The organism is Rhodococcus sp. SORGH_AS_0303 (assembly GCF_030819335.1).
In the GTDB taxonomy this organism is placed as follows: Bacteria; Actinomycetota; Actinomycetes; order Mycobacteriales; family Mycobacteriaceae; genus Rhodococcoides.
Map to the genome: position 1 here is coordinate 4,035,386 of NZ_JAUTBO010000001.1, position 13,674 is coordinate 4,049,059.

The 13,674-nt window shown below is 66.6% G+C and carries 15 protein-coding genes and 1 tRNA gene; 8 read left to right on the forward strand and 8 right to left on the reverse strand.

The genetic code is table 11. The features are described 5' to 3' along the window. Nucleotides 1-53: 53 nt before the first annotated feature. A complete protein-coding gene (locus QE449_RS19185) occupies nt 54-482 on the reverse strand; it encodes a hypothetical protein (RefSeq protein ID WP_307109776.1) in 429 nt (142 codons plus the stop codon). A gap of 96 nt (nt 483-578) precedes the next feature. Here QE449_RS19185 and QE449_RS19190 point away from each other — a divergent pair, with 96 nt between their 5' ends. The 4 genes from QE449_RS19190 to QE449_RS19205 all read left to right on the forward strand — a co-directional run bounded on the left by QE449_RS19190 (nt 579) and on the right by QE449_RS19205 (nt 3,760). Next, a complete protein-coding gene (locus tag QE449_RS19190) occupies nt 579-1,001 on the forward strand; it encodes a hypothetical protein (protein WP_373428322.1) in 423 nt (140 codons plus the stop codon). A gap of 168 nt (nt 1,002-1,169) precedes the next feature. Continuing rightward, the gene (locus QE449_RS19195; RefSeq protein WP_307109435.1) at nt 1,170-2,075 is read left to right on the forward strand and encodes a LysR family transcriptional regulator; all 906 of its coding nucleotides are present in this window, start codon (nt 1,170-1,172) and stop codon (nt 2,073-2,075) included. Nucleotides 2,076-2,144: 69 nt separating this feature from the next. Beyond that, nucleotides 2,145-3,317 (forward strand): TDT family transporter, encoded by a 1,173-nt coding sequence (locus QE449_RS19200; RefSeq protein WP_307109436.1) that lies wholly within the window; start codon nt 2,145-2,147, stop codon nt 3,315-3,317. 203 nt (nt 3,318-3,520) lie between these two features. Then, nucleotides 3,521-3,760: a hypothetical protein gene (locus QE449_RS19205; RefSeq protein ID WP_307109437.1), complete on the forward strand. Its 240-nt coding sequence runs from the start codon at nt 3,521-3,523 to the stop codon at nt 3,758-3,760. Nucleotides 3,761-3,791: 31 nt separating this feature from the next. On the opposite strand, the gene QE449_RS19210 is transcribed toward QE449_RS19205, so the two are convergent. After that, a complete protein-coding gene (locus tag QE449_RS19210) occupies nt 3,792-4,427 on the reverse strand; it encodes a uracil-DNA glycosylase (RefSeq protein ID WP_307109438.1) in 636 nt (211 codons plus the stop codon). A gap of 353 nt (nt 4,428-4,780) precedes the next feature. Here QE449_RS19210 and QE449_RS19215 point away from each other — a divergent pair, with 353 nt between their 5' ends. Together QE449_RS19215 and QE449_RS19220 are read left to right on the forward strand one after the other, a co-directional pair. Beyond that, nucleotides 4,781-5,158, forward strand: coding sequence for an EAL domain-containing protein (locus QE449_RS19215; protein ID WP_307109439.1), 378 nt, complete (start codon nt 4,781-4,783; stop codon nt 5,156-5,158). A gap of 117 nt (nt 5,159-5,275) precedes the next feature. Continuing rightward, on the forward strand, nt 5,276-5,749 hold the full coding sequence (locus QE449_RS19220) for an ATP-binding protein (protein ID WP_307109759.1): 474 nt from the start codon (nt 5,276-5,278) through the stop codon (nt 5,747-5,749). 56 nt (nt 5,750-5,805) lie between these two features. On the opposite strand, the gene QE449_RS19225 is transcribed toward QE449_RS19220, so the two are convergent. After that, entirely contained in the window at nt 5,806-5,958 is a 153-nt protein-coding gene (locus QE449_RS19225) for a hypothetical protein (protein ID WP_307109440.1), read from the reverse strand. 292 nt (nt 5,959-6,250) lie between these two features. Between QE449_RS19225 and QE449_RS19230 the strand changes: the two genes are divergently transcribed. Beyond that, complete coding sequence (locus tag QE449_RS19230) at nt 6,251-6,955, forward strand: GAF and ANTAR domain-containing protein (protein ID WP_307109441.1); 705 nt, start codon at nt 6,251-6,253, stop codon at nt 6,953-6,955. A 931-nt stretch (nt 6,956-7,886) separates the two neighbouring features. On the opposite strand, the gene QE449_RS19235 is transcribed toward QE449_RS19230, so the two are convergent. The 3 genes from QE449_RS19235 to QE449_RS19245 form a co-directional block, all read right to left on the reverse strand. Next, a tRNA-Thr gene (locus QE449_RS19235) sits at nt 7,887-7,958 on the reverse strand. After that, nucleotides 7,938-9,116 carry a diguanylate cyclase gene (locus QE449_RS19240; protein ID WP_307109442.1) on the reverse strand — a complete coding sequence of 393 codons (1,179 nt, stop codon included), beginning with the start codon at nt 9,114-9,116 and terminating at the stop codon, nt 7,938-7,940. Before QE449_RS19240 ends, QE449_RS19235 begins: the two co-directional genes overlap by 21 nt. Before the next feature lie 160 nt (nt 9,117-9,276). Beyond that, nucleotides 9,277-10,368, reverse strand: a complete 1,092-nt coding sequence (locus QE449_RS19245) for a diguanylate cyclase (RefSeq protein WP_307109443.1) — start codon at nt 10,366-10,368, stop codon at nt 9,277-9,279. 203 nt (nt 10,369-10,571) lie between these two features. On the opposite strand from QE449_RS19245, the gene QE449_RS19250 reads away from it, so the two are divergent. Beyond that, entirely contained in the window at nt 10,572-12,041 is a 1,470-nt protein-coding gene (locus QE449_RS19250) for a threonine/serine exporter ThrE family protein (protein WP_373425300.1), read from the forward strand. Between the two features lie 3 nt (nt 12,042-12,044). Here the strand turns inward: QE449_RS19250 and QE449_RS19255 are convergent, their stop codons facing one another. After that, complete coding sequence (locus tag QE449_RS19255) at nt 12,045-12,293, reverse strand: MbtH family protein (protein ID WP_027506921.1); 249 nt, start codon at nt 12,291-12,293, stop codon at nt 12,045-12,047. Then, complete coding sequence (locus tag QE449_RS19260; RefSeq protein ID WP_307109444.1) at nt 12,290-13,663, reverse strand: lysine N(6)-hydroxylase/L-ornithine N(5)-oxygenase family protein; 1,374 nt, start codon at nt 13,661-13,663, stop codon at nt 12,290-12,292. The genes QE449_RS19255 and QE449_RS19260 overlap by 4 nt, the downstream gene beginning before the upstream one ends. Nucleotides 13,664-13,674: the final 11 nt, after the last annotated feature.

The following is a 13,674-nucleotide window of genomic DNA, read 5'->3' on the forward strand; positions in this document are numbered from 1 at the left end:
ACGAGGTGGATCTGCCTGCGATCCGCCGGAGCACCGTGGCCCCGGACTCCCCGTCACACCCGAAGAAATACCGACTTGTCCAGCGAGTACACCGCCCACGGGGGCGCACGACCTGCCCGAGCCACGATCGCGACAACACGGTCGGACGCGGTGTCCAGTGTCGGCATGGACTCGGCGGTCACGGTCGGCACCGACATCGCAGGGAAAGACGTGACCGTCCCGATGCACGGATGCACCATGTGGTGACCGCTCGGGCACAGCCCGTGCGCCGCCGCCGTCTCGGCGTCGACGGTGTGTGTGTCAGCAGAGTGATGGGCGACCACGCTGTTCGGCTGCCCTGGTGCGCGCATCGCGTCATGGGCCGCGGCGGTGGGGACGGGCAGGGTCGTGTGCATCAGCACCACGCCGAGCGCGATCAGAACCGTCCGAAGCACCGAGAGCGCAGACGAGGCCGACGATCGTCGCCGAGCACCCTCACGCACGTTGCCACCGTACCAAGCAATACCCCCTACGGGTATCACCGAGGCCGAAGGCAGATCCTGACGCGCCGCCGACTCGGCACACAGATCATGGATGTCATGGCCGCGGCGATGGTGCCGGTCATGATGGCCACTCTTGCCGTCGTCGTGGCGTCGCAGATCGACGCAGTCCGCTCCGAAGGCTCCCAGCTGATTGCCGTGGTGCCGATCTTCGTAGCGTTCCTGGTCATCATGGCGGTTGTCGGATGGGCGACGGCCAGAGTGACCCGCCAGGACGTCCCGGATGCTCGGGCCTCGATCTTCTCCGGCGCCACCCGAAGTTCGTTGGTCGTACTGCCGCTGGCGCTCGCGCTGCCACCAGCACTGTCTCTTGCTGCCGTGGTCGTGGTGTCGCAGACACTGGTGGAGCTGATCGGAATGGTCGCCTACGTCCGACTCATCCCCTGCCTTGTCCCAGCTCACGCTGCGAGAGCACCGGTGAAGTTCGAGACAACTCGCACGAACCAAGGCAATCCCGGGTGACGAGAATTGGATAAGTTCAGGTGGCGTCAGTGAGGGTGAACGAACCACGGGATCCAGTGCCGCGACCCCGTTCCACTTCCCGCGAGCACTGAGCTCGAATGGGGACTTTCCCGGCAAACGCGCCCGTGGCCCCGTGCCCACTACGATCGCAGTCTCTACGCTGGCACCGTGCCCCTGCCGACCCATGTGACCGACCTGATCAGCTACGAATTATTGCTGTCCGTCGCCGAGCTGGGAAGCATCGGACGCGCAGGGGCTGCGCATGGCATGTCGCAGCCAGCGGCGAGCGCACGCCTGAAAGCACTCGAAAGCCGCGTCGGGGCAGCACTCCTGCATCGCGGGCAGCGAGGTGCCACCCTCACCGCAACCGGCGAACTGGTCGCCGGCTGGGCCGAGCGCGTCATCGCCGAAGCCGCCGAGCTCGCCACGAGCATCGCAATGCTGCGCACCGACCGCCACAGCCACATTCGTATCGCCGCGAGCCTCACCATCGCCGAATACCTCATACCGCGATGGCTCATCACACTGCGCTCCCACGACACTTCCATCACACCGACTCTCACCTCCGGAAACTCTGTCGACGTAGCCGCATCGGTGCTCGACGGCCGCGCCGACATCGGATTCGTCGAAAGCCCCGATCTGCCCAGCGGACTCCACTCGAAGGACGTTGCCCGCGACGAACTCGTCGTCGTCGTCGCCCCCGATCATCAATGGGTTCGACGAACGATCACGGCGAGCGAACTGGCCGCGACACCGCTGGTCACCCGCGAACCCGGGTCCGGCACACGTCTCGCGCTCGAACGTGCGCTCCGGACTGCAGGCCCACTCGCCGCGCCACTGCTCGAGGTGTCCTCCACCACTGCCATCAAAGCTGCCGTCATCGGCGGCCTCGCACCGGCCGTACTCAGCTCCCTCGCGGTATCCGCCGAGATCGCCGCCGGAACACTGGCCCGCGTTCACACAGAGGGGCTCGACCTGCGCCGGTTCCTGCGTGCCGTGTGGCCCGCGGGCCGTGAACTGCGAGGACCGTCGAGCGACCTGCTCGTCGTCGCCCTCAGATCCCCGGAGTCATAACCTGAGGTTGGGACCGGCCAGGTAATCGGTGTCTACCGGTGACGACTGTGTGCGAGGACGCTGGAAGTCATGACCACGACAGCTCTGCACCGCTCCTCCATCACGTCTCGGCGCGGCGACGATACCGAGCGGCCGCGCAAGTGGCCGGTGCTCTCCGACCTCGACCACCCGAGCCAGATCTTCGAACACATCACCCCCAACTGGTTCGCCTCGGTCATGGGCACCGGTATCGTCGCCAACGCCGCCGCCACCCTGCCCGCCCACATCCCCGGACTGCACGTGTTCGCAACGATCGTGTGGATCGCAGCGTCGGTCGCCTTGATCACACTCTCCGGTGCCTTCGCAGTGCACTGGATCCGACACCGGCAGTATGCGCGTGAGCACGCCGCGCATCCGGTGATGGTGCAGTTCTACGGCGCACCCCCCATGGCGCTGCTGACCGTCGGTGCCGGGACGATGCTGCTGGGCAAAGACGTCATCGGAGCGATGCCCGCAACCGTGATTTTTGCCGTCCTGTGGACCGCTGGCACAGCCCTCGGGCTGATCACCAGCATTCTCGTGCCCTACCTGATGATCACCGCCCACGATCACCAGACCGCCGTCGCACTCCCGGCGTGGTTGATGCCCGTCGTACCGCCGATGGTGTCCGCCTCCACCGGTGCGCTGCTGCTCCCTCATATCGCGGACGGGCAATGGCGCCTGGCCATGCTGTCCGGTTGCTACGCGATGTTCGGCCTGTCACTGATCATCGGAATGCTGACCATGACGCTCATCTACGGACGGCTCGTCCACGGCGGAATCCCGCCGGTCCAGGCAGCACCGACGGTGTGGATCACCCTCGGCATGATCGGTCAATCGATCACCGCCGCGAACCTGCTCGGCAACGATGCACCCTTGGTGTTCACCGGCGAGACCGCCTCCGTCGCAACCGGCCTGCACGTGTTCGGCATTCTGTACGGACTGATCATGGGCGGCTTCGGCGTCTTGATGTTCATCCTCGCAACCGCCCTCACCATCCATGCCGCCCAGAAGGGACTGACATTCTCACTGACCTGGTGGTCGTTCACCTTCCCCATCGGCACGTGCGTCACCGGTGCCACTGCCCTCGGCGGCGCTCTGGGGTCGGCCGCGGTCGAGGCCCTTGCAATCGGACTGTATGCGGCCTTGCTCGCAGCCTGGGGCACAGTCGCCGCCCACACTCTCCGCGGCAGCGTCCAAGGAAAACTTTTTCAACCCAGCTGAACCGACCGCCGGGTAGTGCCCACTCGGAACGCTGATACCGAACGAACAGCGTTGATCCAATCGACCACTGACCACGGAAAGGACTCACGATCACGATGAACACACCGAATGCAGACACACCGACTTCCGATACCCCGAGACGGGGCCGCCGCGGACGCATCTGGGCACGAGTCACCGAAAATTATCTGGCCTGGCTGTTGCTGATGGCGGGAACAGCTGCTGCGGGGGCCCTTCTCACTGCCCTCGCCGGCGGGTTCGAGGGCTGGACCGTCGTCGCAGCGATCGCGACAGTGGTGCTGTTCGCGGGATGTTGGTTCTCCTATCGAGACGGTGCACGCCGGGGTGCCGCCGAACAACACATCATCCAGTACCACCCCGACAGCCCGGACGAGGTGATCGACATCGACACCGACACCGGCGAACGCCAGCCCCACCAGGACTGACCGGACGGAGGCAGCAGCAGCACGATCCGCCCTACCTCAGCACAGTGCGGGGTTCAGGTGCCTTCTCCAGGTGCGTTGCGACCGACAGTGCTGCGTTGATCAACCGCTGGCGAGCAGCCGCCGGTGCGTGTGCGTTGCGAGCCGAGGGGTGCGGCGCCGCTATCACCGGGAGGAGGCGGGTGGGAGCAGATGCAGTGATGACGCGCATGTAGCCATCGAGAGCCTTCGCACCAAGAACGAAAACCACCTCCAGTTTCGGCAGCAAGGCCATGAGCTCGCCGACATATGGGCCCGCCTCACCGAGAACGGATGCCGTCGGCGATACCGGATAACCGGCGTCGTCGAGCACTGCCCACGGCACAATATTCCACTTGACGCACTGCACCCGGTCGATACCCGCGTCGGCGAACACCGATTTCAGCACGGGGTTCGTTCGATCTGGATTGTCGAACGAACACATGTTGGTCCCGCCCGGACGCACCGTTTTCGGCCCCGGAGACTCCAACAGCACCAGACAGCGAGCCGCGTCACCGCCGTCGTCGGGATCGAACAGTGGAATGGAACGTGCAGTGTCGATCCTCCATCGCAACACCGACGCATTGAGTGACCGGACCGGGGCATCGTGCGCTCGGGCGTGCTTTCCGGACCACACGTCATCATCTGTCATACGCCGCACTCACTACTGACCACGCCACACGTACTGCTGGCCATGGGGAAACGCACCGTGAGCCGTAGACGCCAGCTCTCGGTGGCTCGCCTCGACGACCACTGCTGAGCGTTCGACGACTCCGCTGCCTGAACACACCTGTCAGATAACCACGACAGGCCGTGTGGTGCCTGTTGTACCCGTCTTCTCATCGACTTCGATTCCAGATCGAATACCCCCTAGGGTACCAACATACCCCCCTTGGTATCTGCCGCAGTGGGTACCGAACCGACCGAAAGGACCACCTGTGTGCTCCCCCCACCTCGTGCCCGGCATGCGGTGAGACCACCCGGGCCGGTTGCGGTCGTCTCGGCGTGCGGATCGCGCTCGACGACTTCGGCAGCACCGACACCAGCCTGTCGACTCTGACTGCGCTCGACGTCGACATCGTCAAAGTCGCACCGGCACTCGTCGACGCTCTCGATCGACTGCCCAGGACGGCCACCGTCATCAGCTCTCTGGTGCAGATGGCCGACAGCCTGAACGCCGTGGTCATCGCAGAAGGTGTCGAACGGCCCGGGCAGCTCGACATGTTGCGACACCTCGGAGTGCCCCTCGCCCAGGGGTACCTGCTCGGGGTTCCCCACCTCGACACGGACACTCTCGTGACACCCGAGAATTCCCTACGTCGAACTCATTACTTCTGTATCACTCTTCCGGACAGTGTATCTCGTTCAAGGAGTATCAACTGAGACGGGCAAGGCGGCAGGGGCAAATCATGGATCAAGTCCGATCTGATTCGAATGACCAATGAGTGAGCGTTGAAAGCTGCAACGTCAGTGGTGGAACGTAAAATCGATCCGGTGGCAATGAACAAGGCACGACAAGCCCGCGTAGTCCTGATGTGCGGGCCAGGTGGTGCCGGCAAGACCACCTACGCCAAGGCCCTCGAGCGCGAAGGCTGGACACGTCTGTCGTTCGAGGTGGAGTTCTGGGATCGCGGAATCACGACGATGCCGTCCGCCGACGTGGTGGCCGACGTGGCAGCAGACCTGAAAGCACGGCTGCTGCGTCACGTCACCACGGGGGACGATGTCGTGCTCGACTTCGGGTTCTGGTTCCGGCGACAACGCGACGAGTACCGGGCGCTGCTCGCGCCCCACGGCATCGTCCCGGGCACCGTTCACATCGCGACGAGTCTCGAGACCATCCTGAGTCGGGTCGGTGACAGACACGGCACGCAGGCGGACGATTGGCCGCTCACCGAGCAGACGGCGACAGCGTACTTCGAGCGGTTCGAGCCGCCCACGCCTGACGAGGGACCGCTCGACGTGGTGCGATGACCCGATCAACACGCCCCAGCTGACGGAACGCGAAGCAATTCACCGGAAGCTGCTGTTCAGTCGTCCTGTCCCGGGTGACGGCCTGATCGGCAGATCATGGCTGCGAGAGAGTCGATATCGAGGTGGTGTCGCGCGGCGTCAGCGGTGATCCGGGCATCGGCTTCGGCGAGGTCGACGTCGTCGAGCGCCATCACGATGCCCGCGGCCACCGCCCTGGTACGTCGGCGGTCGAGGGCGCCACGCACTCGCTGGGCGCGTCGGTCGCATCCATGACCGCCGAGAGAATCGAAAGGTGGGCTTGTCGGCACGACGCACGCTCCCTGGGTTCGCGTTCCGCCGGTGGGGCGGGCGCGACGAAGTTCGGACGAGAATCCGAACGGCAGGGGCTGTACCGAACACTGATCACCGTACGCGCACCCGAGGTGTGACAGGGTGGCGCCACGAACGTCGTCCTACACGGCGACGACCACGAACAGCTAACAGCGCGACGGGGAGGCGTACATGCCCGACCACCCGGACGGCGACGACGTTCCGAGGTCGTTGGGCGATGCGATGGCCGAGATGGCGCGTCTGATCGAACAGGACCACGGCAGCGTCGACGAGACCCTCGCGGCCATCACCGCAGAAGCAGTACGCCTCATACCCGGGGCAGATCACGCCGGCATCACCCTGGTGACGAAGAACCATAGGGTCGACTCCCGCGCCGCCACCGACGACCTCCCCCGCGTCATCGATGAGCTGCAGCAACAGCGCAGGGAAGGTCCGTGTCTGGACACCGTGTGGAAGCACCACAGCGTGCACGTGGTCGACATGGCCACCGAGCAACGGTGGCCGACCTTCGCCCCTGCCGCGTCGGCGAGAGGGGTCCGGTCGATGCTCACCTTCCGCCTGTACACCCACCGTGATCACCTGGGGGCGCTCAACCTCTACTCCGACGTCGCGCACGGATTCGACGACGCCGACGACGACGTCGGTGTCCTGCTCGCCACCCACGCCGCTGTTGCGCTCGTCGCCGCGGAACGTGAAGCGCAACTCGAATCGGCCCTCGTGACCAGGGATGTCATCGGTCAGGCGAAGGGCATCATCATGGAACGCTACGACCTGCGCGCCGATGCGGCGTTCTCGATGCTGGTGCGTCTGTCGCAGGACTGGCACACCCCGGTGACCGCCCTCGCCGAGCGCATCGCCCAACGAATCCCCGACTGACCCCGGACCCGCTTCGATGCCCGGACCTACGAGATGTTTGCTCGACCGTGTGGGGCACCCGTGTGCGCGATCGTGAGGATGTATTCAAGTGCAATGCGGGCGATGTCGTCGCTGTGCTCCGTGCGCGATGTCGACGGTGGGGGCAGTGTGGTGGGCTGTGTTTCATTCACGGGGCTCGCAGACTGCGGGCCTCATGGGAGGCCCCGCGCGCCCGGACGGCCACCGACCGCGTCGCCGGCACCGCCCGCATTGGACTCGGCGGGATCCTGGCCGCTGCCCCATCCGAACCTGACCGACCCCGGTGGGTAATCCCGCCGCGCACTCCTAGTCCGGAAACTCCGCTCGACACTGCGCAGGCCACGCCGGTCGGGTTACGCACCGACGCCTCGAATGTCCGCCGACACCATCGACAGACACACGACCGTGACCTTCCGATCACGCGAAACCACTGCCTCACAACGGTTCCGACACCGGCTGGGCGCCTGTATAGCTGATCCGATCGACGGCAATCGCCGAAGGTCAACCAAGTTGATCGAGCCTCCAGACTCAGCGTGATAACTGTCGGTTCCTCACCGTTTCGACGATCGAACGACGCACCGTCCACCGACGTCCGCACACGTCCACGCCACCGGCACCCGGGCGTCAAGCGAGTGGAATACGTCCACTGAAGTCCCCTGAGGTCCGCAGACTGTCGTGGACTCCTCGGCGCTGAGGTCCACCCACAGCCACTGACGTCCACCCGAGTCCAGCGAACGAGTTACGGACGAGTTGTGACAACTCGTGACATCGAGCGGCATTTCGGCAGTTCTCGCAGGTGACCGGACGCCCCTGGACCGTCGTGGACCTGCACGGACGTACTGGGAGAAGTCGTGAAACGAGAGGTCGGATCAGCCTATTTCAGAACATTTCTGCTGGTCAGAGGCATATCGAGAGCCTCCTTTCGGGATTGAACCGAAGACCGCTCGCTTACAAGGCGAGTGCTCTACCACTGAGCTAAGGAGGCGTGCCCGGCGAACCGAGCGGCACCATCATAACGAGAGCCCCTCCTGTCGGCGCCCGCCCCGTCGGTTCCGGGGTCGGCGACGCTGACCCTGTTCCCGCCCTGCCGCTTCGCCTGGTACATGGCGGCGTCGGCGCGATCGAGCAGGCTGTTGAGCATCACGGCGGTGTCGCCGCGGGCCTGCGACAGGGGTAGGGAGGCCACCCCGATGGATGCGGAGATCGGTGTCGCGTCATCGTCTCGATGGATGGCGTGCAGCAACGCGCGGGCGACCGCCGGTCCCCTCGACTCGTCGCCGGCGACGACGACCAGGAACTCCTCGCCGCCGATGCGCGCGGAGACGGCGTCGAAGGACACCCGACCGATCCGGGCGGCGGCGCTGCGGAGGACGTCGTCGCCGATGGTGTGGCCGAAGCGGTCGTTGACGGACTTGAAGGCGTCGAGATCGAGGCAGACGGCGGACACGACGGTGGCGCCGTCGGCGGGTGCGAGTCGCGCGCTGCGGAGCATCGACTCGACGTCGACGAGCAACCCGCGTCTGTTCCGGAGACCGGTCAGCTGGTCGTAGAACGCGCGCGCCGCGTCGTCACGCAGTGCGGTGAAGAACAGGTGATTGAGCGACGACGCGGCGAAGAGGACGACGAGGACGGTGACCAGGGTCGACACGGCGGCGGACACCTCCACCGACGTGGTGGTCACCAGTCGGAGGAACAGCAGCCCGGCGACGCCGATGGCCCAGGCCTCGTGGCAGACGAAGACGCGCACGCCGTGGAACGCATTGGCGTAGTTCCCCACCGTCACCAACAGCGCGGCGGAGATGACGACGATCTGGGACGGCGGCAACGCGAACAGCACCGCGGCGATGGTGACGTCGCCGATGATGACGAAGCGCAGCGACCACGTCCGGGAGAGGAAGTGGCCGCGCCCCCACATCAGACCGAGCGCGATGGAGACGACGGTGGCCACGGCGAACACCCACCCGGATGCGCCCAGTCCGGCGTCACGGGCTGTGACCAGATCCGCGACCGTCTTCACTGCGAGCAGGAAGCAGGCCGCGCTGATGAAGTACGGCGCCGACCTCAGGTAGGCGTGGGTCCGGTGGTAATTGGCGACCCACGCGTAGTCGATGTCGGACGACCACCACTCGCGGAGAACACGCACTCGAGCCAGCCTTGCATCGAAACGGACAACAGTGTCGACGGTGGTCCCCACACCGTCGTCGACCGCAATGGTAGGCACATGATCCCCGGTCGACACGGTCATTGCGGGAACAGAGCCCGAAAAAGACCAACCGAACGAGGTCTAGGACGGTTTCCGATCGTCAGAGGCAGTGCACGTCGTCGCCCGTCGCGACGGCTGCGCGATGCCCACCGCACCGTTTCGCCTCGTACATGGCTCGATCAGCAGAGGCGAGGACCGTGTCCAGAAGGTCCCGAGTATCGACGCGGCCGTCCGGCAGGGGAACGGTGGCCACACCGATGGACGCAGTGACGGGGGTGGGATCGTCGGGGCGGTGAATGGCGTCGAGAAGGGCGCTCGCCATCTGCGGCCCGGGGTCACCCACACCGACGACCACGAGGGCGAACTCCTCCCCGCCCGTCCGCGCGCTGACGGCGTCCCCGGCGACCGCGGCGATCCGACCGGCCGCGCGTCTGAGCACCTCGTCGCCGGCCGCGTGGCCGTGCCGATCGTTGATCGACTTGAACGCGTCGAGATCGATGCACAGGATCGACACCGCGACCGGCGTGCCGGCGGCGTCATGGATCTGCTTCTCCACGTCGACGAGCAGGCCCAGACGATTACGCAGCCCGGTGAGCTGATCGTGATAGGCCCGCACCGCGTCGTCGCGAAGCTGGGTGAAGAAGACGTGGTTCAGCGTGGATCCGCCGTACACGACGAACGCGACGACCACAGCGGTCGCGGCCACGACGACCAGGCTCTCGGACCCCACGGCGAGCGCTCGCAGCACCAGCGCCGTCGTCGCCCCGAGGACGAGGATGCTGTGCACGAGGTACACGCGCAGGCCGTGGAACGCACTCGCATAGTTGCCGACAGCGAGCAACAGCACGCTCTGCACGACGATCACCGACGACGGCGGCAGCATCACCAGAGGGACCAGGACGACGATGTCGGCGATCGCAACGAACGCGACCGATCCGCACCGGCGCGGCATTCGTCCGCGGACCCACCACAGCGCGAGAGCGGCGGTGACGGCTGCGCACACCAGAAGGATCGGCGGACGGAACCGGTCGCCTCGGACGGTGGCCAGATCCGCACCGGTCTTCACGAGAAGCAGGACGCATGCGAACGCTATGAGGTACGGCGCTCGCCGGATCGCGGTGCCGTGGCGGTGGTACGCCACGACGCTCTCGTAGTCGACGTCGGCCGCCGGGATTCCGGGGAGCACGCGCACGGTGTGGCCGTCCTTGCAGGGTCGGACGTCGTCGCCCCCCGACGGTCGACGTGGTTCCAGCACTGTGCCACGAGTGGGCGCATCCGGACGCCGAAAACGGTGTGCGGGCGTGAGCCGCCTCGGTCAGGGAACACCCGGGTGGACCCGGTACCTTCGTCGGGACAACCGGACACCAGAGCGGACCGAGAGAAGGAATGACCTACCTGCAGGGCTTCGCGTCGACGTTACGACGCATGACAGGCGAGCGACGCGCCATCGTCGACACCCCGGCGGGTGCACCCAGTCCGCTCCAGCCCATCGACCTCACCGACGACGCCAGCGTGTCGGAGGTGCTCGACCTCGCGGTGCGTGTCGGTGAGGTGACCCTGGCCGCCGGGACCGGTGCCATCGACACCGCCAACCAGGTGCAGTTCATCGCCTCGACGTACGGCCTGGCCCGGTGCGACGTGGACGTCACCTACAACTCGATCGTCATCAGCGCCTACCGCGGCCCGACCCTCCCCCCGGCAAGCACGATGCGCATCGTGCACTACCGGTCCATGGACTTCACGCGCCTGGCCGACGTGGACGCTCTCGCCCGCAAGATCCGCCTGGAGGTGCCGACACCGGCGGTCGCGCTGGCGGAGCTGAAGGAGGTCACCCGGGCACCGCACCCCTACAACCGGTGGATCGCCACCCTGGCGTGGGCGGGCATGGCCGCGGCGATCTCCGTCCTGCTCGGCGGCGGTGTGCTGGTGGCCGCCGTGAGCTTCCTGTCGACGATGGTGATCGACCGCGTCGGCCGAGTGCTGAACCGTGCCGGTCTGCCCTTCTTCTTCCAGCAGGTGGTCGGCGGTTTCATCGCGTCGGCGCCCGCCATCACGCTGTACAACTTCCAGGAACAACTGGGCATCTCGATCCTGCCGTCCCAGGTCATCGCGGCCGGCGTGACAGTGCTGTTGTCAGGGCTGTCGCTGGTCGGCTCGGTGCAGGACGCCATCACGGGCGCCCCGATCACCGCCGCGGCCCGCTTCTTCGAGCTGTTGATGATGACGGGCGGCATCATCGCGGGCGTGGCGACGACCCTGCGACTGGCGGCGCTGCTGGGCGCCGAGCTGCCGGTCATGAGCAACGTCGCGCCTCCGGACCTCGCCCAGGTGCCCACCAAGGTGCTGGCCGGCGCCTTCGCGGCCCTCTTCTACGCACTGGCCTGCTACGCGGAGCGCCGAGGTCTCACGGCGGCGTTCGCCGGTGGTTTCGCCGGTGCGCTGGTGTTCCTCATCGCGCAGCAGGTCGGCTTCGGGCCGGTGCTCTCGTCCGCGATCGCCGCGACGGTGGTCGGCTTCGCCGGTGGTCTCATGGCTCGCCGCGCCCTGATTCCGCCGCTTATCGTCGCGGTCGCCGGTATCACCCCGCTGTTGCCGGGTCTGTCGGTGTACCGCGGCCTCTTCGCCCTGCTCAACGATCAGACGTTGCTGGGCCTCAGCGCACTGCTGGCGGCGGTGGGCACGGGCGGCGCACTGGCCGGCGGCGTCACGCTGGGCGAATGGGGTGCGCGCACACTGCGCCGCCCCCGCATAGTCGAACGCACCGAGTCCCTGCGTCGACCCATCATGAGACTGGGCCGCGCGGACTCGGTGCGCTCGAAGCTTCCGGTCAGGTCGCGGAGACGGTCCGCGGCGCGCTGGAAGTAGAGATCAGGAGGGATTCTCGACGCGGTGACGACCCGCGGCGTCCTCCTCCATGGCCTCGCGGAGACTGCGGGGACGCATGTCGGTCCAGTTCTTCTCGACGTACTCCAGGCACGCTGCCCGGCTCTCCTCGCCGAACACGACGCGCCATCCCTGGGGCACCTCGGCGAAGGTGGGCCACAACGAGTGCTGATCCTCGTCGTTGACCAACACGTAGAAGCGTCCGTCTTCGTCGTCGAACGGGTTGGTGCTCATCTTGCCTCGCTCACTGCAAACGTCGATGCCGGGCGTTCCCGGCGGGCCTTGTCGGTCTCGGCGCGGGTCGCCGCGCCTGTGGAACCGGTGTCGACCCTAGCAAGGACCGCGCCACCGGCACGCCTCGCAACGATGGAGTTCAGGATTTCTCCGGATCTGATCGCGACATTCGAGAGCAACGACGACGTGATGCCGTGCGTGGTCTCGGTGCCGCCCTGCAGGTAGACACCGGGTGCACCGGCGGTGTCGGCCTCCGGTGTCGCCAGCAGGCGATAGTCGCGTGTGACGACGCGGGGGCCGCCGTCCTCGGGCGCCAGTTCGCCGAGGAGCGGGCGCAGGGGCGCGGGCCGGAAGCCGGTCGCGAGCACGAGCGCGTCGCAGTCGAGGGTGTCGGCGATGCCGTCGATGCTGTCCCGGATGGTCACCTCGATGCCGTCGGCCGTCTCGACCACGCCGTCGATGGTGGACGCGCGGCGCATGAACAGCCGGCGGTGACCGCTGACGCGCTCCGCGTACTCCGCGCGGTAGAGCTCCTCGATCAGCTCGATGTCGACGACCGAGTAGTTGGTGCTGCGGTGCAGCGCGATGAGCCGCTCCCGCTCGAGGGCCGGTGCCCGGTGCAGTTCGTCGACCGCGGACGGATCGAAGATGCGGTTGGCGTAGGGGCTGTCGTCGGCGGGGCTGTAGCCGTACCGCGTGAAGACACTGTGGACCTCGGCGTGCGGGTAGTGACCGTGCAGGTACTGCACCACCTCGGCTGCCGACTGGCCGGCACCCAGCACCACGAACCGTCCGTGGGTCGGCTTCGGCAGCTCGGCCATACGTGGCAGGAAGTCGTGGTTGTGGAAGCACCGTGCGGACAGCGATGCCCACTCGGGGACCCGCTGGGTCAACCCGGCGCCGACGGAGACGTTGCGGGTGCGCACGACTGTGCCGTCGTCGCACCGGACGGTCAGGACGTCGCCGTCCTGCGTGATGTCCGTGACCGACGTGCCGAAGCGGACGTCGGCGTCGACCCGGTCGGCAGCCCAGGACAGGTAGTCGTGGAACTCGTGCCGCGTCGGGAAGAACGTCTGGTGATTGACGAAGTCCACGAGCCGGTCGCGTTCGTACAGATAGTTGAAGAAGGTGAACCCGCTCCGCGGATTGCGGAACGTGACCAGGTCCTTCGGGAACGCGATCTGCATCGTCGCGCCGTCGAGCAGCATGCCGGGATGCCACCCGAAGCTCTCCTGACGTTCCACGAACACCGCCCGGACGCGCTCGTGCTCCGCGCACGTCTCGTTGTGTTCCTCGATCGCGATCGCCAGCGCGAGATTCGCAGGTCCGAAACCGACACCCACGACGTCGAGTACTTCTGGACTGCTCATGCTTCTCCCAC